The organism is Nocardia sp. NPDC055002 (assembly GCF_053608825.1).
In genome coordinates, this window is the sequence record NZ_JBSGWE010000006.1 from 227,845 (window position 1) to 247,481 (window position 19,637).

The window sequence follows — 19,637 nt, forward strand, 5'->3', positions numbered from 1 at the left end:
TGGACGTATTGTCGTCGAAGAACTACTTCGGCATCCGCCGGGTGAGCGAATCGACGACCAGGATGAGCGCCATCACGCCGGCCAGGCCGACGAGGAAGATGTCCTCGACATGACCCTGGTGGTTGCCGATGGTCATCCCGAGCAGGGCCACGACGACGACCCAACCCGCGATGCGGAAGGTCTTGCGCGACTCACCGCTCCAGCCCCATGCTGCCGAGGGCACCTCGGCGGGGTCGACGCTGGTGGCGACGGCACGCTCGGTGCTGGCTTTATCGAGGTCCGTGGCTGCCACGATCGCTCCTAAGGGCTCGAGTTCTGGTTGGGCGAGTGAGCATATCGTGGCATACGACCGTCCGTCGTAGCCAGCAGCCCTGCCACAATGGGCCCGTGTCCCACCCCGCAACGCGTGCCGCGCACGCCAGTTCCCCGTCCACCGATCGGGTGAAGGTACTGCTTCTCGGCAGTACCGGTTCGATCGGTACCCAGGCGCTCGAGGTGATCGCCGCCAACCCCGACCGCTTCGAGGTGGTCGGGCTGGCGGCACGCGGCGGCAACACCGCCCTGCTCGCCGAGCAGATGACCGCCACCGGCACCCGCAATGTCGCCGTCGCCGATCCCGCCGCCGCCCAGGCGCTCGGGCTGGCACTCGGCGGCCCCGACGCCGTGACCGAACTGGTCCGCCGCACCGACGCCGATGTCGTGCTCAATGCCCTGGTGGGTTCGCTGGGTCTGGAACCCACGCTGGCCACCCTGCACGCGGGCACCCGCCTGGCGCTGGCGAACAAGGAATCCTTGGTCGCGGGCGGCTCCCTGGTGACGCGGGCGGCCGCGCCCGGCCAGATCGTGCCCGTCGACTCCGAGCACTCGGCGCTGGCCCAGTGCCTGCGCGGCGGTCGTGCGGAAGAAGTCGACCGGCTCGTGCTCACCGCGTCGGGTGGACCGTTCCGCGGCTGGAGCACCGAGATGCTCGAATCGGTGAACCCCGCGGAGGCCAAGACCCACCCGACCTGGTCGATGGGCCCGATGAACACCCTGAACTCGGCCTCGCTGGTGAACAAGGGCCTGGAACTGATCGAGACGCACCTGCTCTTCGGTGTGCCCTACGACCGCATCGACGTCACCGTCCACCCCCAGTCGATCGTCCACTCGATGGTCACCTTCACCGACGGCTCGACCCTGGCCCAGGCCAGCCCCCCTGACATGAAGCTCCCCATCGCCCTGGCGCTGGGCTGGCCCGACCGCATCCCCGGCGCAGCCGCCGCCTGCGATTTCGGCACCGCCTCCACCTGGACCTTCGAGCCGGTCGACGACGAGGTCTTCCCCGCCGTCCGGCTGGCCAGACAGGCAGGGGAAGCGGGCGGCAGCGTCACCGCGGTCTACAACGCCGCCAACGAGGTCGCCGTCCAAGCATTCCTCGACGGCAAGATCACCTTCCCCGCCATTGTGCGCACCGTCACCCGCGCGGTAGAGGCCGCCGACCGCTGGCATGCCGAACCCGATACCCTGGACGACGTCCTCGCGGCCGACCGCTGGGCACGGGAGTACGCCGCGAAGACCATCGACGGTGAAACAACGTCCTGACCTGACGACCACAACGAGACCACCACGTTTTCGGCCGCCCCGGATCCGAGGGGCGAGACGGAACGCCGCAGGCGCAGTATCGCCCCTCGGATTCGGGGTGACGAGGCCGAAAACACGCGGCGCCAGCCGCCAAAGAGAAGGGCCCACATGGTTTTCGCGCTGGGGTTCGCACTGTTCGCGCTCGGCATCACGATTTCGATCGCGCTGCACGAGTGCGGGCACATGTGGGCCGCGCAGGCCACCGGCATGAAGGTGCGCCGCTACTTCATCGGCTTCGGGCCGAAGGTGTTCTCGTTCCGTCGCGGTGAGACCGAGTACGGGCTCAAGGCGCTGCCGCTGGGCGGCTTCTGCGACATCGCGGGCATGACGGCGCTCGACGAGCTCGAACCGGAGGAGGTCGACCGGGCGATGTATCGCCAGTCGACCTGGAAGCGCCTCGTCGTGATGTTCGGCGGCATCGGCATGAACTTCCTGCTCGGGTTCGTCTTGCTGATGGTCCTCGCGATCGGCTGGGGCCTGCCCCAGCTCGAGCAGCCGCCTGCCACCGCGCTGGGCACCATGAGCTGTGTCGCGCAGGAGACCCCGCAGAAGACCCTCGCCCCCTGCACCGGCGACGGACCCGCCCAGCGCGCCGGTTTGCGGCGTGGTGACGTGGTGAAGGCCGTGAACGGCGTCGAGGTGAGCACCTGGGCGCAGTTCCAGGCCGAAACCCAGAAGCAGACCGGCACTTTCACCTACACGATCGAACGCGACGGCACCACGCTGACGGTCCCGGTCACCCCGGAACGGGTCGTGCGCTCGCCCAAGGAAGGCGCGAGTCGTGAGGTGAGCGCGGTCGGCGTCGGCCCCGACTACGCCGAGCCGAAGCAGTACGGCCCGATCGCGGCGATCCCGGCCACCATCTCGTTCACCGGTGATTTCTTCGTCGAGACGGTGAAGTCGCTCGCCAAGATGCCGCAGAAGGTGTCGGCGCTGTGGGAAGCGGTCACCGGCGGCGAGCGCGATCCGGAGACCCCGGTCAGCGTCTACGGTGCCAGCCGCATCGGTGGCGAGACCGCCGAACGTGGCCTGTGGGGCATGTTCATTATGGTGCTGGCCAGCTTGAACTTCTTCCTGGGAGCATTCAACCTGCTGCCCCTGCTGCCGCTGGACGGCGGGCATATCGCGGTGGTGCTCTACGAGAAGATCCGCAACACGGTCCGCGGCTGGCTCGGCAAGGCCCCTGCCGGTCCGGTCGACTATCTGAAGCTGCTCCCGGTGACCTATGTGGCGGTAGTGATCGGCGGTGCGTTCATGGTGCTGACCTTGGCCGCCGATATCGTCAACCCGATCCGTCTGCCCTGAGGTGAGACGGCCGGTGTCATGCCCCTCACAGGGCGCCCCGTTACCCTGCGCGACTAAGCTCGGCAACAACAACCCAGGTCGATCCGCGAAACGTACGAAAGAAGGCAGCCGAACGTGACCAGCACAATCGGATTGGGGATGCCCGCCGCCCCCGCTGCTGTTCTCGCACCCCGGCGCAAGACCCGCCAGCTGATGGTCGGCAATGTCGGCGTCGGTAGCGATTCGCCGATCTCGGTGCAGTCGATGACCACCACCAAGACCCACGACATCAACGCCACGCTGCAGCAGATCGCCGAGCTCACCGCCTCGGGCTGCGACATCGTGCGGGTGGCCTGTCCGCGCCAGGAAGACGCCGACGCGCTCGCCACGATCGCGAAGAAGTCGCAGATCCCGGTGATCGCCGACATCCACTTCCAGCCGCGCTACATCTTCGCCGCCATCGACGCGGGCTGCGCGGCGGTGCGCGTCAACCCGGGCAACATCAAGGAATTCGACGGCCGCGTCGGCGAGGTGGCCAAGGCCGCGGGCGCCGCGGGCATCCCGATCCGCATCGGCGTCAACGCCGGTTCTCTGGACAAGCGGATGCTGGAGAAGTACGGCAAGGCCACCCCCGAAGCGCTGGTCGAGTCGGCGCTGTGGGAGGCGAGCCTGTTCGAGGAGCACGGCTTCGGCGACATCAAGATCTCGGTCAAGCACAACGACCCGGTGATCATGGTCGAGGCCTACCGCCAGCTCGCCGCGCAGAGCGACTACCCGCTGCACCTCGGTGTCACCGAAGCGGGCCCGGCGTTCCAGGGCACGATCAAGTCCGCGGTGGCCTTCGGCGCGCTGCTCAGCGAGGGCATCGGCGACACGATCCGCGTGTCGCTCTCGGCCCCGCCCGCCGAGGAGATCAAGGTCGGCGGCCAGATCCTGCAGTCGCTGAACCTGCGCCCGCGCAAGCTCGAGATCGTGTCCTGCCCGTCGTGTGGACGCGCCCAGGTGGACGTGTACACCCTGGCCGACGCGGTCGCCGCCGGTCTGGACGGCCTGGAGGTGCCGCTGCGCGTCGCGGTGATGGGCTGCGTCGTGAACGGGCCCGGCGAGGCACGCGAGGCCGACCTCGGTGTCGCCTCCGGTAACGGCAAGGGGCAGATCTTCGTCAAGGGTGAGGTCATCAAGACCGTGCCCGAGCATCTGATCGTGGAGACCCTGATCGAAGAGGCGATGCGCATCGCCGAACAGATGGACGCGGAGCCGGGTGCGGAGCCCGTTGTCTCTGTGAGCTGAACCGACCTCCGTACACGGTCATCCGCCGGATTCGGCGGACCCGTACCGCTCGGCGTGCTTTCGTGGCAGGCTTGTGCCGTGCGGAGTCTGCTGGAGCCGACGCGACGGTCCAAAACCGCTCCCGCGCGCCCGGTGGCCGTGCGAGATCTCGGTGAGGTGCTGCGCGTCCTCGACGCCGACCCGGTGGCGTCGTGCATGATCGCGGCCCGGGTGCAGGAATTCGGGATCGACTCCCGGACCGGTGCCGGTGAGCTGTGGAGCCGCGGCGGACCGGCCGACTCCCTGTGTTTCTCCGGAGCCAATCTGGTGCCGCTGCGCGGTGACCAGCAGGCATTGCGCGCGTTCGCCGATCGGGCAGGCCGCTGGCCGCGGGTGTGTTCCTCGGTGGTCGGCAGGCAGGAACTCGCACTCCCGCTGTGGGAGATGCTGCTCCCGAGCTGGGGCCCGGCCAGGGAACTGCGCGCCGATCAGCCCCTGCTGGCACTGGCCAGGCCGGCCGCCGCGCGCGCCGACGGGGGAGTGCGCCGCGTGCGGCCCGACGAGATCGACCGCTATCTGACCGCCGCGATCGCGATGTTCATCGAAGAGGTCGGCATCGACCCGCGCACGGGCGACGGTGGGCGCGGCTATCGGCGGCGGATCAAGAATCTCATCGAATCCGGCAGGGCCTGGGCACGTTTCGAGGACGGTGAGGTCGTCTACAAGGCCGAGATCGGCGCGCTGTCGCGGCGCACCGGCCAGATCCAAGGCGTATGGGTGCATCCCGAATTCCGGGGTGCGGGTGTGGGGACCGCCGGGACCGCCTCGGTCGCCAATGCTGTTGTGGCGACAGGCCGTACGGCGAGTCTCTACGTCAACGACTACAACCGCGTCGCCCGCCGCGCCTACAGCCGGGTGGGGTTCCGTCAGATCGCTACCTTCGCAACCGTCTTGCTGGACTGAAACTTTGGCGCGTGGCGCCGAGGTCGGGGGGCTTTTCGCCGCTACCATCGGTGCCGATGAGGACACGGATGCTCACCACATGCGCGGTGGCCGCCCTCGCTGTCGCGGCGACGGCCTGTTCTTCCGGTGCCCAGGGGCCGGTGCCCGCCGCCGACGCCTTCGCCGAGGCATTCGCCGAACACGATCTCCCCGCGGCCGCGGCGCTCACCACCGCACCCGAGAAGGCCGCGGCGGCACTGACTTCGACGTGGCAGGCGTTGCAGGCGGAGAAGTTGTCGATCCGCACCGGCGACGCGCGCGTCAACGGTGACACCGCGACGGTCGACTACACCTACGAGTGGACCCTGCCGAAGGGTCGTCAGTGGACCTATTCCGGCGAATTGCAGATGGGCCGCAGTGACGGGCGCTGGCTGGTCCGCTGGAGCTCCGCCGACATCCACCCCAAACTCGGCGACACCCAGAGCATGGAGTTGCGCACCCGCCCCGCGCCGCGAGCCAGGGTGAACGAGGCCGCGGGCAGCGATGTGCTGGTCCCCGGCAAGGTCTCGCGGGTGAAGTTCACCGTGGCCGACGCTCCCGACCCCGGCCGCGTCGCCGGTGCGCTTGCCGCGGCGCTGAGCCGCATCGACCCCGTCGCCTACACCCCGCAGTCCATCCTCACCGCGGCGCGCAAGACCGATGGCGCGCACACCGTGATCCTGCTCAACGAGTACGAGGCCGAGACCATCGGCGGCGAACTGATCGGCCTGCCCGGCGTGACCCTGACCCAGGAGTGGGACATGGTGCCCACCGACCGTAAATTCGCGCCCGACCTGCTCACCCAGGTCCGCAAGACGGTGATCGCCGAGGTCGACGGCAAGGCGGGCTGGAGTGTGGTCACCCGCAATGCCGACGGCGCCGATCTCGATGTGCTGCACGAGGAAGCGGCCGAACCCGCGCCGTCGTTCGCGCTGAGCATCGACCGGTTCGTGCAGAATTCCGCCCAGCACGCGGTCGATCTGCGCACCGAGCAGGCGATGATGGTGGTGCTGCGCCCGTCGACCGGTGCGATCCTCGCGGTGGCCCAGAACAAGTTCGCCGACCGCGACGGTCCGGTGGCCACCAGCGGTCAGTACCCGCCGGGCTCGATCTTCAAGACGGTCACGGCGTCGGCGGCGATGGCCTCCGGGCTGGCCACGCCCGACACCGTCCTGGCCTGTCCGAGCAGCACCATCATCGGCGAGCGCACCATCCCCAACTACAACATGTTCACCGTCGGTGAAGTGCCGATGGCCACCGCCTATGAACGCTCGTGCAACACCACCTTCGCCAGGCTGGCCAGCAAGCTCGAACCCGACGCGCTCACCGAGGCCGCGGCGCGCCTGGGCGTCGGCCAGGACTACAAGGTCGAAGGTCTACCGACCGTGTCCGGGTCGGTGCCGAAGGCCGAGGGGCTCGTCCAGCGCGCCGAAGACGGCATCGGCCAGGGCCGGGTGGTGGTGAGCCCGTTCGGGATGGCCGTGATGGCCGCGACGGTCGCGCACGGTGCCGCGCCGGTGCCGTATCTGATCGCGGGCAGGCCCACCGAGATCACCGGCGATCGGCCCGCGATCGCGCCGGAGGTGGTCGAGGGGCTGCGTTCGATGATGCGCATGGTGGTCACGGGTGGCACGGCCGAACGCATCAGGGATCAGGGTGAGGTGTACGGCAAGACGGGCGAGGCCGAGGTCGACGGTGGATCGCACTCGTGGTTCGTCGGCTATCGCGGGGATATCGCGTTCGCGACACTGCTGGTGAAGGGTGGCAGTTCCGACAACGCGGTGGCCGTCACCCGGGACATGTTCGCCGCACTACCCGCCGGCTACTGAGTACGCCGGTCGAACGGGTAGCGGGCACTACGGGACTCGTGATGGTGTCGGGTCAGTCGGCGTTCTCGGTCGCCAGCAGACCCCGCACCACCGCGAGCGATGTGCTGTCGGTGTGGGATGACGCCGTGTCGTGCAGCACGTTGTAGCTGACAACGGGCTCGGGTGCGGCGGTGGCCGCGCTGTCGAGGACGTCGATGGCGGCCGCGCCGCCGAGGATCATCCCCGCTGTGGTCAAGATCAAAGTAGAACGCCTCATGGTTCGTCTCCCTCATTCAGGGTTTCGACGTGTTCGCGGGGCAGGTCGTTCGATTGTCTGAGGATTAGCTGATGCACCACCGTAGAACGGCGGTTACTTCGGCAACAGGCGACGGCAGCAAGCGACACACAATTGTTGCCCTATGTGCGGGCGTGTTCGAACACAACTGCTACCGGGCCGTGATGAAAAGGTGAATTATCGGTTTCGATCCGGCAAATGCGCTGATCAAAGGTTATGTTCGGGTAACTCGCCGAATTGCGCGTGACTCAGCCGCGTTGCAGAGTCGCCGCTAGATGATGCTGCAAAGATTCGCCGACCGCCGCCATCCGCAGCGTGTACTCGATGGTGTCGCCGGTGACATGGAATGAGCGTCCGACGGCGGTAACCGGCTTTGCCGATTCGCTCAGACCGATATTCGTGGAGTTCAATTCCAGACGAATTCCGTCCACCGTTTCGGTGATCGTGCCCTCGCAGATCTCGGTGATTCCGGTCGGATGGGCGAGTATCAGTTCGACCCGGCCCGGCGCCGGACTGCGCAGGTAGCCGGTCTCCGCGTGCAGCGGCCTGCCGTCGGAGCCTGCCTTGGTCCGCTGCTTGTAGGTGAGGAACGGCCGGCCCAGGTGCCCGAAGGTGATCTCCTCGACGTAGTCGAAGGATTCGATGGTCGGGTATTCGCCCCTGCCCCGACCGCGCCAGGTGCCGAGTAGTGGTGCCAGGGCGGCGATGTCGGGGTGCGGGGCGATGTTGGGGGAAGGTTCGACCACGGCCGACAGCGTAGCCCTGTGCTTCCTGCGACGGTCACGGCACACCGCCGCATCAGCCACGATAAGGTCAGCCTCGCCTGAACGCCGTCCGGCGGAAGGTCGAAAGGACAAGAACGTGAACGGACATGTGAGGGGCGCCCGCGGGGTGCGGTCCGGGCTGGTGCGCGGTGCGGTACTCGGCGCGGCAGTGTTGCTCGCCGTGGCGTGCTCGAACACCGAGCCCTCGAACGACGATGTGGCCGCGCTGGACGGTAACCGCTACGGCCAGACCAACCTGGCCGCCGACAAGGACTCCTATCACGCCCAGTTCACGCTGCCCGGCATGGTCAACGCCTGGGGGCTGGCAGATCGGCCGAAGGGCGCCGGTGGGCATTTCTGGGTCGGCGCGGGCGGCAAGTCGTTCCAGTTCCTCGGTGACGTGCAGTCGTCTTCGGATCCCAAGCTGCAGAAGCTGACCCAGGACCAGCTCAAGCTCGTCGGCGTCCCCGGCGCCGATGCCGACACCTCCGACAAGAGCATCGGCAAGGTCACCGGCGTCGTGTTCAACCCGGCGCCGATCACCTCGGATCTGTTCGCGGTGCGCGACCAGTGGGTCGATGTGGACGGTGTGCCGATCCCGCTCGGCGGTTCCTCGCGCTTCATCTTCGCCACCGACTCGGGCAAGATCTCGGCCTGGACCGAGCAGGCCCCCGACGGCGCGATCGTGCGCCGCGACGGCGGCGCGAACCAGGTGTTCGACGGTTCCGCGCAGGGCATGGCCTTCTTCGGAATCGCGCTGGCGCCCTCGGGTGACAAACTGCTGGCCGCCGATTTCGGTGCCGACCCGCAGGTTCGCACCTTCGACAAGTTCTGGCAGCCGGTCGCGACCACCGGTTTCGCCAACCCGTTCGCCACCGGCGAGGTGATCGACGCGTCCTCGCCCGAGAAGGGCAAGAAGGCCAAGCCCGGCGATCCCGCGCCGTTCAACATCACCACCCTGGGCAGCCGGGTGTTCGTGTCCTACGCCGTGACGCAGCCCGACGAGAACGACCCGAAGGCCTTCGACAAGGCCGAGGAAGCCTCGCTCGACGCCGACCAGGACAAGGATTCCCACGGCAAGCCCGACAAGGGCAAGGTCGCCGAGTTCGACGGCGCGGGCAAGCTGGTTCGCATCATCGACGACGGCGGCAGGCTCAACGCGCCGTGGGGTGTGGCGATCGCGCCGTCGAACTTCGGCGCGCTGTCGGGCAAGCTGCTGATCGGCAACTTCGGTGGCCTCGGCCGGGTCCTCGCCTACGACGACACCACCGGCACCTTTGTCGACTATCTGCGCGACGGTGAGGCGAAGCCGGTCGAGATCGCGGGCCTGTGGGCGTTGATGTTCGGCAACGGCGAAAGCCTGGGCGACGCGAACGCCCTCTACTTCACGGCAGGTCCCGAAGACGAGAAGGACGGCCTCTTCGGCAGCCTGCGCGTGCAGTAGGCAAGCTCGGGGGCGGGGCGGACAAGGGGCGGCGAAGCGGACAATGTGGATGTCCGTGCCGATTCGCTTCCGCCGACGGGCCGTTGTAGGGGACAGTGGTGGCGGAATGGTTGCCGGGTGGATGCGATCGGTGTCCACCCGGCCTGTTCCGTCCGCACGCGATGGCACCTCCACCGGGGTGCCGTGCCCGAGCCGGAGGAGTGCCAGATGAAGGTTTCGCGCGTTGACGTCGGCGGTTCGGCGGGGGAGCGGTGAAATGCGGCACGCGGCACGAGAGTCGATGCTGCCCGGCAAGGACGTGCTCCTCGCGGCGTTCCGTGGTTTGCCACACGATGACCACCCCATCCTTGATGCCGCCGGGGAGCTGGCGCTGCTGCACCAGTTGCGCGCGCACTCCCCGCTGAGCGAGTCCGAGCGCATCGACCGGCGCCGGGCCCAGTTGATGCGCGCGATCGACCGCTGGGTGATCCTCGCCGCCCCCGTTCCGCACGCCGCGGCGGACGAACACTGCGAAACTCTCGGCGGCCTGGTCGATCGTCTGGCCAAGCACTGTTCCCAGGCGTTCGTCGCCCTGGCCGGCGCCCCCGTGTCGGTCTGCTACGACGAATGGGTCCGCCTCGACGACCTCGCTGACAGCTATGAGCGCCTGATCGACGATCTGTGGTCCGGTGCGCGCAGCCTGCCCGCGAACACGTATTGACACCAAGGGTGGATTCACCGCCACCTGGGTGGGCGAGACCGGGCCCCGGGGATGGTTGGGGCCGGGGCCGTCCCGCGCGACAGTGGAACTCACACCATCTGTGGTCGGGTCGGCGAAGGAGTTCGGATGCGCGGTCGGTCTGCGGCGGAAGCCCCCGAAAGTATTGGGCTGCTGGGGGTTTCGCGCGACGTATCATTTGTTGTGGGCACTGTTGACGATCCGGCCGATCTGCCGTCCGCCTGCGGGTGGACAGCAGGTCGGCCCGATTCCTGTTCGGCGGAGTCGGCCGTCGGCGAGCGTGCCGATTCCGCGGCCACGGCGTTGGTGCTGCCGATCCGCCCGCGCACCACCTACGTCGACGGCGCACCGCTGTTCTGCCTGGCCGGAGAAGCGGTCCTGGCCTGGAACTATGTGGGCCTGGTCGCCCACCTCGATCCTCGCGTCCCGATCTACGGCCTGCAGGCGAGCGCCGAACCGCGCACGATCCGCGACTACGCCACCCGCTGTCTCGCCGAGATCCGCCGCATCGCCCCGCACGGCCCGTACCAGCTACTCGGTTGGTCCGCAGGGGGTTTCGTTGCCCACGAAGTCGCGGTTCGGCTCCGCGCGGCAGGCGAGCGAGTTCGCGTCGTCGTTCTCGCCACCGACCCCGAAGCCCCCGCCCCGGCGCCGCTGCCGGCCGACCGTATCGCCTCGCTGCTCGGCGCCGACGGCCCGGCCTTCGACGCAGCTGCGGAAGGCGCGACAACCACGACCTCCGACGACAACGCCGCGGCGATCAACGCCGCGACGGCGGGAACGATCGACATCACCGGCGACGATCTCGACCGCCTGGCCGGCCTGAGCGCCACTGCCGCACGCATGGTGTCCGGACACCGACCCTCGTGGCTCCTCGGCGACCTCACCGTGTGCATCCCGGGCCGGGAACCCGGCGGCACCCATCGCCTCGACCCCGGTGCCACGGTTCGCCGGTGGCGCCCCTACGTCGAGGGTGCGGTCACCGGCTTCGTCCTCGACGCCACCCCGGACGAACTCACCGCACCCGATGTCCTCCCCGAGATCGCCCGCATCCTCGCGACCGCCCCGCCCTCCGCGCGCACGACATGCTGACCGGGTTCCCCGGCACCACCGCGCGCGTCGACCACGATGGGGGCGTGCCGACCGCCGACGAGCTCACTTCCGACCGCGCGCCGACGGTGGCGTTCACCCAGTGGTGGGTGCTCGCGCGACGGCTGATCCGCCCGGCATGGCGCACCGGTGAGATCCTCACCGCCCTGCTCGCCCCCGCGGTGTTCACTCTCGGCTTCTACGTCCCGCTCAACCTCGTGATGACCGTCTACGGGCACGGCCTGAGCAGCTACGCCCAGTTCCTGATGCCGATGATCGTCATGCAGGCCGTGGCGTTCTGCGCCATCTCGGCCGCGTTCCGTGCCGCCACCGATGCCCGTGACGGCCTCGACGTCCGGTTCGCGACTTTGCCGATGCCACGCTGGGTCCCGTTCGCGGCCAGGATCACCGTGGCCGCCCACCGTGCGGTGATCGCGGTCGGCGCCGCGCTCGTCTGCGGCGCCGTCATCGGGTTCCGCTTCTACGGAAGCTGGTGGCACACAGTCGGTTTTCTCGCGTTCTCGCTGCTGATCGCGACGGCCCTGTGCTGCGGTGCCGATCTGCTCGGCAGCGTGTCCGCCAGTCCCGAGGCCACCACCCAGATCCTCGTCCTGCCCCAGCTGATCTTCGGCATGGTGTCCACCGGCTTCGCGCCCGCGAGCCAATTTCCGGGCTGGATCCAGGGTTTCGCCCGCAATCAGCCCGTCTCCCAGTTCGTCGACGGCCTGCGCGCGCTGGCGGGCGATTCCACCGGCGACGCGGGCACCGTCGACCTCGCGACGCTGGGCCCCGGCCTGGCCTGGGCGCTCGGCATCCTGGTGGTCTGCGGCGGTCTGTCCTGGCGTCATGCCGCCCGGCGGGCCGCATGACGACCCTTCCCCTGCCCGCTCTCGCACGGCACAGCGAGTCGCTGCGAATGCTGCTACCGCAGACGGTGATCCAGACCCGGCGCCTGCTGACTCGCTGGACTCGAGACCCGTTGACCGTGATGCAGGCCCTGCTCTTCCCGGCGCTGCTACTGGTGATGCTCAATGCCGTACTGGGCAAGCAGGTGTCGTCGTTCGCGGGCGCCGACGCCCTCTACGGTTCGGTCCCGATGGTCGCACTGGTCGGGGTGATGTCGGGTTCCCTGGCCGGAGCCGTCACCCTGGGCCGCGAGCGCGACGAGGGACTGCTCTCCCGATTCTGGGTGCTGCCGGTCCATCGCGCCTCGGGTCTGCTGTCGCGCGTCCTGGCCGAAGGCGTCCGGATCCTGGTGTGCACCATGGTGATCTTCGCGGTCGGCATCGCACTCGGATTCCGCTTCACCCAGGGCCTGCCTGCCGCGATCGCCCTGTTCGCCATCCCGGTGCTGTACGGACTCGGCTTCGCGACGATGGTCACCGCACTGGCGGTGTACACCGCTAAAGCCGCACTGGTGGAGGTGGTTTCGCTGGGATCGTCGTTGCTGATGTTCTTCAGCACCGGATTCGTCCCGCTCGCCGCCTATCCCGGTTGGGCACGCCCGATCGTGGAGCACAACCCACTCACGCACGCCATCGACACCATGCGCGGACTCTCGCTCGGCGGGCCGGTGCGTGGCCCGCTGCTGGCCACTCTGGCGTGGTCCCTCGGCGCGATCGCGATCTTCGCCCTACCGGCCGCGATCGGTTTCCGCCGGGCCAGCCGCTACTGAGCGGACGCGGAGCGGGTGATCGCGTCCCGTGCCTCGGTGATCAGCTTCGCCGAATCGCGGGGACTCAACGCCATCGCCCGCAGCTGGTCGAAGATCACGCCGAACCGGCGGATCTCCGAGTGCCCCTCGACCAGATCGTGCACGGACATACTCTCCACGTACACCAGTTCGGGGTCGACGGGATTGCGGAAGTCGAGCAGCGTGAACGAGCCCGCCATGCCGGGGTGCGCGCCCGCGTCGAACGGAAGTACCTGCAGGATCACGTTCTTGCGCTTGGTCTCGTCGAGCAGCCGGTCGAGCTGGCCCGCCATCGTCGCGGGTCCACCGACCACCCTGCGGATCGCCGCCTCGTCCATCACCACCCACAATTCCAGCGGGTCGTCCTTGGTCAGGTTGATGGCGCGATCCATGCGCGCCTGCGCCCGGCTCTCCATCACCGAGGCATCCAGGCGTGGCATCGAGGTGTCGATCACGGCGGCGGCGTACTCGAAGGTCTGCAGCAGGCCGGGTACCGTCGAGGTCTGGTACTGCCTGGCAGACAACGCTTCCGCCTCGAAGTTGATGTAATTCGCGTACACCTCCGACACCGCGCCTTCGTAAGGTCGCGACATGCCGGGTTTCAACGCATCGGTGAGCAGACTGAGTGCTTCCTCGCGCATTTTGTCGTCGACCTGATACAGGTCGAGCATGGCGCCGAGAGTGCGACGTTGTGGGCGCGCCTGCGCCATTTCGATCCGGTACAGCGTGGTGACGTTGATTCCGGTTCGCGCGCTGACGTCTTCCTTGCTCAGCTGGGCACTTTCGCGCAACTCGCGCAACATGGCTGCGAGCCTGCGGAGCCGGACGGTCAGGGTCGTGCGCTTGCCTGCCATGAAACGCATTATTGCGCTGCAAGGCCGCTATGTCACGCGTTCCGCGAAGACGGAGGCATAGGGCATGCCATGGTGTTCGGCGAGTCCGCGAGGCACGCCGGAAGACCGTGCGGCGCTGCGCATGTGACTCCCGGTTCTGTCAGGGCGGCTTTACTGCAGGAGTGATAACGCAATCTTGCGTTTCGCCTTCTGAGCGAGCATGATCCAGTTAGCCTGGTTGCGAACAATCCAAACAGATGACCGGGATAACCGAATCGAGAGCCAATCATGTTGGTAGACAAATCTTGGGTGTCGGGTGAATTCGGGGCCGTGCGATGAGCGCGCCGGTGATGGGCATACTGCCCACCGCTCCGCAATTGTTGTGCGCATTTCAGGGGCGGCGATTTCAAGATCGCGAATTGTTGCGGTCAGCGCACGCACTCGCTGAACTGCACGAACGGCGGGGGCAGGTGCGTGATACGGCATTGATCGCCGAGATCGATTGCCGTCGAAGTGAACTCGTCGACGATATCAACGACTGGTGTGTCCAGGAGATCCCGTTGCATCGCAACGGCGCCTCGCTGCACACCGAAAGTCTCGGTGCGGTCGTCGACCGGATGGCGCGTAGCTGGGTGGATGCCAATCAGGCGATCGACATCGACGGCGCGCGAAGCGACAACACCCACAAGCACTGGTACCACCTCGCCGAGCTTGTGGATGGTTACACAGATCTGGTCACCGATGTGGCCGGTGGGCGGCGGCGGCTGCCCGAGCAGTAAGGGGCTACGCCGGCTCCGGTGACAGTCTCGCCTCGAAGGCGATGCGGTCGCCACGGTAGAGCGAGCGCACCCGTTCGATGGGTGCGCCGTCGGCGTCGACACTGCGCCGGTGCAGCAGCAACATCGGTAGTGCGGTGGTGCATTCGAGTAGACCCGCCTCTCTCGGGGCGGCGAGTACGGTTTCGATGCGTTCGCGCGCACCGGCGAGTTCGACGCCGGTGGCGCGGATCGCGGCGTACAGCGAAGTGGTGGGGTCATAGCTGCCGCGCAGGGCGGCGAAGCGGTGCAGTGGCAGGTAGGTGCTCTCCAGCCCGACACGTTCACCGTCGGCGAGCAGTACCCGCTCGAGGTGCATCACCTCGGTGCCCGGCTCCACCTCGAGGTCGGTGGCCGTCGCCGCGTCCGCGGCGACGTCTTCCCAGGCCACCAGGATGCGGCCGGGGGTGCGGCCGAGGCTGATCGCGCCTTCGGTATAGGAGCGCAGCGACAGTGGCTGCGTGAGTTTGGGGCGGGAGATCACCGTGCCGCGGCCTTGACGGCGAATCCTGCCTTCCACCAGCAATTCTCGCAGCGCCTGTCGCACGGTCTCGCGGGCGACGCCGAAGCGGGTGGCGAGGTCGCGTTCGGAGGGCACCGGGTCGCCCTCGGTGAGATCGGCCAGCAGCAGATCGATTTCGGTGCGAACCAGGAACACCTTCGGAACTCGGGTCGTCTGCGGCGAATCCATGCTGCCCACCCTACCCGGATTGGTCTATACCAAAAATTAACTTGCCGTTCTCGCGGCCCACACCTATCGGTCTAGACCATTTGCCACTATCGGTGGCATGCGATTGGTCATCATCGGTGGAGGGATCCTCGGCACCGCCCACGCCTGGGCGGCGACAGCCCGTGGACACGAGGTCGTGCACCTCGAACGCGAACGCGAAGCCCGCGGCGCGACGGTCCGCAACTTCGGCCTGGTCTGGGTCTCGGGCCGGTCGGCGAACGAGCTGGAACTGACGCTGCGTTCGCGCGAGCTGTGGGAGGAGATCGGCGGCCGGGTGGCCGGCGTCGGCTTCCGGCCCGCCGGTTCGATCACGCTGGTGCGTACCCCCGCCGAACTCGCTGTCGCCGAGGCCGCGGCTGCCGGCGACTCCGCCGATGCCCGCGGGTTCACCCTGCTCGACCCCGACCAGGTACGCGCGATCAACCCGGCGGTGCGCGGCAAATACCTTGCGGGCCTGCATTGCTCGACCGATGCCGCCGTGGAGTCGCGGCAAGCACTGCCCGCGCTGCGCGCCCACATGGCCGCCTCCGATCGCTACACCTTTCACGAGGGCACCGAGGCCCGCGCGGTCCTCGACACCGGTTCCGGCGCGGTGGTCGTCGACGATCACGGTCGCCGCCACGAGGCCGACCTCGTCATCCACTGCCCGGGCGCCGCCCACTCCGGGCTCACCCGTGAGCTGGCGGGCGAACTGCCGGTGCGCCGCGTGCGGCTGCAGATGATGCAGACCGCCCCGCTGGGCGAACCGCTCACCACCGCGATCGCCGACGGCGACAGCTTCCGGTACTACCCGGGTTTCGCGGGTCCGCAGGTGGATTCGCTGGCCGCCGAGCAATCGCAGACCGCGACCGCCGCCGAGCACAAGATGCAGCTGCTGTGCGTGCAGCGCCTGCACGGTGGCCTGACCATCGGCGACACCCACGAATACGTCGAGCCGTTCGCCTTCGACGTCGACGAAGCACCCTATGACCACCTCACCGAGGTGACCGAGGAATTGCTCGGCCGCAAGCTGCCGCCGATCGTGCGGCGCTGGGCGGGCGTCTACAGCCAGAGCGTCGACCCCGGAGTCGTCGTCACCCGGGTGCGGGCCGATACCAACGTCTGGGTCGTCACCGGCCCCGGCGGTCGCGGTATGACGCTCGGCCCCGCCATCGGCGAACAGACCGCCGACCAGATCGGACTGTGAGGAACAACTGTGTCGAACAACAAGATTCAGCTCGCCGCCCTCGACATGGCAGGCACCACCGTCGCCGACGGCGGACTGGTGTTGCGCGCCTTCGAGAGTGCCGCCACCACCGCCGGGATCGAGCCCGAGGGCCCGCGCCGGCAACAGGCTCGCCGCTACGTGGTCGACACCATGGGCCAGTCCAAGATCGAGGTGTTCCGCGCGCTGCTCGACGGCGAGGAGGCTGCCGCCCACCACGCCAACAGCGCCTTCGAAACCGCCTACGAAGCACTGGTCGACGAGGCCGATATCGCGCCGATTCCCGGTGCGGTGGAAGCGATCACCGCACTGCGTGAGGCCGGTGTCCGGGTCGCGCTGACCACCGGATTCAGCCGGAGCACGCAGGACAAGCTCCTCGCCGCGCTGGGCTGGGCCGACCTGGTCGATCTCACCCTCGCGCCGTCCGACGCCGGACGCGGCCGCCCCTACCCCGACATGGTGCTGGCCGCCGCGCTGCGCCTCGGCGTCGACGCCGTCGACCGGATCGCCGTGCTCGGTGACACCACCAGCGATATCGCCACCGGCCTGGCCGCCGGCGCGGGCATCGTCGCGGGCACCCTGACCGGCGCGCACACCGCCGAGCAGCTGCGCGCCGCCGGCGCCACCCACGTCGTGGCGTCGGTCGCCGACTTCCCGGCGCTGGTGCTCGCGCACTGAGAGCTGGTGCGCTGCCGAACCTGGCGTCGCGGTATTCGCCGCGGCGTCGCCCTCCGATCCACCCGCCCCTGCGATTCCCCCGACATCTGAAACGAAAGTTGCTGTCATCGTGCGTACTTCCCTCACCGCGCGCCGCCTGTCCAAGGCCGCGCTGCTGCTGGCCGGCGTCACCGCCGTCGCGTTCACCGGCGCCTGCGGTGGCACCGGTACCGAATCCGCGGACGGCAAGACCGTCACCGTGTACTCCGCCGACGGTGTCGGTGGCTGGTACAAGAACCAATTCGAGGCGTTCACCAAGGAGACCGGCATCGCGGTCAACCTGGTCGAGGCGGGCTCCGGCGAGGTCGTGAACCGGGTCGACAAGGAGCAGTCCAACCCGCAGGCCGACGTCGTCGTCACGCTGCCGCCGTTCATCCAGAAGGCCAAGCAGTCAGGTCTGCTGCAGCCCAGCGGCATCGACACCGCCGCTGTTCCCGCCGCGGCCAAGGACGCCGACGGCAGCTATGTAACCCTCGCCAACAACTTCCTGTGCTTCATCGCCAACCCCGCGGTCGACGCCTCGGCGCTCACCTGGGAAGACCTACTGAAGCCGGAGTACAAGGGCAAGCTGCAGTACTCCACTCCCGGCCAGGCCGGTGACGGCACCGCGGTACTGGTGCTGCTGCAGCAGCTGCGTGGCAAGCAGGCCGCCCTCGACTACCTGGCCGCGTTGCAGGCCAACAACGTCGGCCCGTCGTCCTCGACCGGCAAGCTGCAAGCCAAGGTCGACAAGGGTGAGCTGCTCATCGCCAACGGCGACGTGCAGATGAACCTGACCACGGTGAAGGAGAAGGGCTCCAAGTTCAACGTCTTCTTCCCGGCCGCCGCAGGCAAGCGTTCCACCGTGGCCGTCCCGTACATGATGGGTCTGGCCAAGGGTGCGCCGCACAAGGACGACGCCACCAAGCTGATGAGCTTCCTGATGGCCCCGGCCGCGCAGGCGAAACTGGGCCCCGAGGCGTTCGCCGTGTCGCCCCGCACCGATGTGCCCGCCCCGGCCGACGGTGGTCCGGCCGCCGCCATGACGGGTGTCGAGGTGGTCCCGGTCGACTGGAACAAGGTGCTGACCGAGCTGGACGCCGATGTCGCGGCGTACCAGAAGGCAACCGGCAGCTGACTGCGGCTGTGACACAAGGGAGTTGACGATGTCCGACGGTGACCTCCAGATGAGATCCGCCATTTCCGTGGCGGCCACCACCGAACCCGCGATCGTGTTCGACCGGGTCGGGGTCAGCTACGGCCGCGGCCGCAAGGCCGCCGTCGCGCTGGCCGATTTCACCCTGCGCGTCGCCGTCGGTGAGACCGTCGCGCTCCTGGGCCCGAGTGGTTCGGGCAAGTCGACCGCGCTCAAGGCCCTGGCCGGTTTCGTCCGGCCCACCTCGGGCGCGGTCCGCCTGGCGGGCCGCGACGTCACCGATCTCTCGCCCGCCAAGCGGGGGATCGGTGTTGTCGTGCAGTCCTACGCGTTGTTCCCGCACATGACCGTGCACAGCAATGTCGCGTTCGGCCTGAAATCGCATCGGGTGCCGCGGGCGGAGATCGCCGCACGGGTCGCCGAGGCGCTCGACATGGTCGGCATGGGCAGCTACGCGCAGCGGCTCCCGCGTGAGTTGTCCGGTGGCCAGCAGCAGCGGGTGGCGATCGCCCGTGCGCTGGCCATCAAGCCCAGCGTCCTGTTGCTGGACGAGCCGCTCGCCGCGCTCGACGCGCAATTGCGTCATTCGATGCTCGGCGAGTTGCAGGCGCTGCGAAAAGCGCTGCCCGACACCGCGATGCTGTACGTGACCCATGATCAGGCCGAGGCGCTGGCACTGGCGGATCGGATCGCGGTGATGCGCGATTCCCGCCTCGTCGACATCGACACGGCCGAAAACCTGTGGCAGCGCCCGCCCACCGACTTCACCGCGGGGTTCCTCGGCGGCGCGAACCTGGTGCCCTGCACCGTCAACCACGTCACCGGCACCGCGGCCCTGGTCACCGCGGGCACCAACACCCTGCGCGCCCAGGCGCCGCAACCCGGCGTGGGACTGGCGGAGTGGGCGCCCGACGACGACGCGCTGCTGTGTATCCGCCCGCACACGATCACCGTCGGCAAACCCGGTGAGCGGGACGCCTTGCGCGCCACCGTGTCGACCTCGGTATGGCGTGGTGCCACGACCAGGGTAGAGCTGTCGATCGACGGGCTACCCGGCACGCTCGCGGCTGACGTGTCGGGGCACTTCACGACCGAGGCCGGTGCCGTTGTCGGGGTGAAGCTTCCGGACCCGGCGGGTGTGCTCATCCCTCGCGCAATCGGCGAGACATCCACTACGGCAGGAAGTTCCGTGTCCGCAGAGGGTCAGTCATGACAGCGATCGTGCGCGAACCGGGCAT

At 68.4% G+C, this 19,637-nt stretch carries 20 protein-coding genes; 15 read left to right on the forward strand and 5 right to left on the reverse strand.

Features of this window, described 5'->3' with window-relative positions; genetic code table 11:
* Positions 1–22: 22 nt before the first annotated feature.
* Entirely contained in the window at positions 23–292 is a 270-nt protein-coding gene (locus ACWF99_RS24690) for a DUF2631 domain-containing protein (protein WP_378626399.1), read from the reverse strand.
* 95 nt (positions 293–387) lie between these two features.
* Here ACWF99_RS24690 and dxr point away from each other — a divergent pair, with 95 nt between their 5' ends.
* The 5 genes from dxr to ACWF99_RS24715 all read left to right on the forward strand — a co-directional run bounded on the left by dxr (position 388) and on the right by ACWF99_RS24715 (position 6,983).
* Positions 388–1,581, forward strand: a complete 1,194-nt coding sequence (gene dxr, locus ACWF99_RS24695; protein WP_378626400.1) for a 1-deoxy-D-xylulose-5-phosphate reductoisomerase — start codon at positions 388–390, stop codon at positions 1,579–1,581.
* A 147-nt stretch (positions 1,582–1,728) separates the two neighbouring features.
* A complete protein-coding gene (locus ACWF99_RS24700) occupies positions 1,729–2,925 on the forward strand; it encodes a M50 family metallopeptidase (RefSeq protein ID WP_378626401.1) in 1,197 nt (398 codons plus the stop codon).
* Positions 2,926–3,039: 114 nt separating this feature from the next.
* Positions 3,040–4,194 carry a flavodoxin-dependent (E)-4-hydroxy-3-methylbut-2-enyl-diphosphate synthase gene (gene ispG / locus ACWF99_RS24705; protein WP_378626402.1) on the forward strand — a complete coding sequence of 385 codons (1,155 nt, stop codon included), beginning with the start codon at positions 3,040–3,042 and terminating at the stop codon, positions 4,192–4,194.
* 87 nt (positions 4,195–4,281) lie between these two features.
* On the forward strand, positions 4,282–5,136 hold the full coding sequence (locus ACWF99_RS24710; protein WP_378628249.1) for a GNAT family N-acetyltransferase: 855 nt from the start codon (positions 4,282–4,284) through the stop codon (positions 5,134–5,136).
* Positions 5,137–5,192: 56 nt separating this feature from the next.
* Positions 5,193–6,983: a penicillin-binding transpeptidase domain-containing protein gene (locus ACWF99_RS24715; protein ID WP_378626403.1), complete on the forward strand. Its 1,791-nt coding sequence runs from the start codon at positions 5,193–5,195 to the stop codon at positions 6,981–6,983.
* Positions 6,984–7,035: 52 nt separating this feature from the next.
* Here the strand turns inward: ACWF99_RS24715 and ACWF99_RS24720 are convergent, their stop codons facing one another.
* Both ACWF99_RS24720 and ACWF99_RS24725 read right to left on the reverse strand, forming a co-directional pair.
* A complete protein-coding gene (locus ACWF99_RS24720) occupies positions 7,036–7,239 on the reverse strand; it encodes a hypothetical protein (RefSeq protein ID WP_378626405.1) in 204 nt (67 codons plus the stop codon).
* Positions 7,240–7,505: 266 nt separating this feature from the next.
* Complete coding sequence (locus ACWF99_RS24725; protein WP_378655147.1) at positions 7,506–8,003, reverse strand: peroxynitrite isomerase; 498 nt, start codon at positions 8,001–8,003, stop codon at positions 7,506–7,508.
* Positions 8,004–8,118: 115 nt separating this feature from the next.
* On the opposite strand from ACWF99_RS24725, the gene ACWF99_RS24730 reads away from it, so the two are divergent.
* From ACWF99_RS24730 to ACWF99_RS24750, 5 genes are all read left to right on the forward strand, one after another.
* On the forward strand, positions 8,119–9,465 hold the full coding sequence (locus ACWF99_RS24730; RefSeq protein ID WP_452537509.1) for a TIGR03118 family protein: 1,347 nt from the start codon (positions 8,119–8,121) through the stop codon (positions 9,463–9,465).
* 256 nt (positions 9,466–9,721) lie between these two features.
* Positions 9,722–10,165, forward strand: coding sequence for a hypothetical protein (locus tag ACWF99_RS24735; RefSeq protein ID WP_452537510.1), 444 nt, complete (start codon positions 9,722–9,724; stop codon positions 10,163–10,165).
* A gap of 201 nt (positions 10,166–10,366) precedes the next feature.
* The gene (locus tag ACWF99_RS24740) at positions 10,367–11,275 is read left to right on the forward strand and encodes a thioesterase domain-containing protein (protein WP_452537511.1); all 909 of its coding nucleotides are present in this window, start codon (positions 10,367–10,369) and stop codon (positions 11,273–11,275) included.
* A complete protein-coding gene (locus ACWF99_RS24745; protein ID WP_452537512.1) occupies positions 11,269–12,141 on the forward strand; it encodes an ABC transporter permease in 873 nt (290 codons plus the stop codon). Before ACWF99_RS24740 ends, ACWF99_RS24745 begins: the two co-directional genes overlap by 7 nt.
* Complete coding sequence (locus tag ACWF99_RS24750; RefSeq protein WP_452537513.1) at positions 12,138–12,947, forward strand: ABC transporter permease; 810 nt, start codon at positions 12,138–12,140, stop codon at positions 12,945–12,947. Before ACWF99_RS24745 ends, ACWF99_RS24750 begins: the two co-directional genes overlap by 4 nt.
* Here ACWF99_RS24750 and ACWF99_RS24755 read toward each other — a convergent pair.
* The gene (locus ACWF99_RS24755) at positions 12,941–13,819 is read right to left on the reverse strand and encodes a helix-turn-helix domain-containing protein (protein ID WP_378655165.1); all 879 of its coding nucleotides are present in this window, start codon (positions 13,817–13,819) and stop codon (positions 12,941–12,943) included. The genes ACWF99_RS24750 and ACWF99_RS24755 overlap by 7 nt on opposite strands.
* Positions 13,820–14,217: 398 nt before the next feature.
* On the opposite strand from ACWF99_RS24755, the gene ACWF99_RS24760 reads away from it, so the two are divergent.
* A complete protein-coding gene (locus ACWF99_RS24760; RefSeq protein ID WP_101468584.1) occupies positions 14,218–14,577 on the forward strand; it encodes a DUF4254 domain-containing protein in 360 nt (119 codons plus the stop codon).
* A 4-nt stretch (positions 14,578–14,581) separates the two neighbouring features.
* On the opposite strand, the gene ACWF99_RS24765 is transcribed toward ACWF99_RS24760, so the two are convergent.
* Positions 14,582–15,304, reverse strand: coding sequence for a GntR family transcriptional regulator (locus ACWF99_RS24765; RefSeq protein ID WP_378626415.1), 723 nt, complete (start codon positions 15,302–15,304; stop codon positions 14,582–14,584).
* 97 nt (positions 15,305–15,401) lie between these two features.
* Here ACWF99_RS24765 and ACWF99_RS24770 point away from each other — a divergent pair, with 97 nt between their 5' ends.
* From ACWF99_RS24770 to ACWF99_RS24785, 4 genes are all read left to right on the forward strand, one after another.
* Positions 15,402–16,529, forward strand: a complete 1,128-nt coding sequence (locus ACWF99_RS24770) for a TIGR03364 family FAD-dependent oxidoreductase (RefSeq protein ID WP_378626416.1) — start codon at positions 15,402–15,404, stop codon at positions 16,527–16,529.
* A gap of 9 nt (positions 16,530–16,538) precedes the next feature.
* Positions 16,539–17,225, forward strand: coding sequence for a phosphonatase-like hydrolase (locus tag ACWF99_RS24775; RefSeq protein WP_452537514.1), 687 nt, complete (start codon positions 16,539–16,541; stop codon positions 17,223–17,225).
* Positions 17,226–17,334: 109 nt separating this feature from the next.
* The gene (locus ACWF99_RS24780; protein ID WP_378626419.1) at positions 17,335–18,381 is read left to right on the forward strand and encodes a 2-aminoethylphosphonate ABC transporter substrate-binding protein; all 1,047 of its coding nucleotides are present in this window, start codon (positions 17,335–17,337) and stop codon (positions 18,379–18,381) included.
* Between the two features lie 28 nt (positions 18,382–18,409).
* Complete coding sequence (locus ACWF99_RS24785) at positions 18,410–19,612, forward strand: ABC transporter ATP-binding protein (protein ID WP_452537515.1); 1,203 nt, start codon at positions 18,410–18,412, stop codon at positions 19,610–19,612.
* The last annotated feature ends 25 nt before the right edge of the window (positions 19,613–19,637 follow it).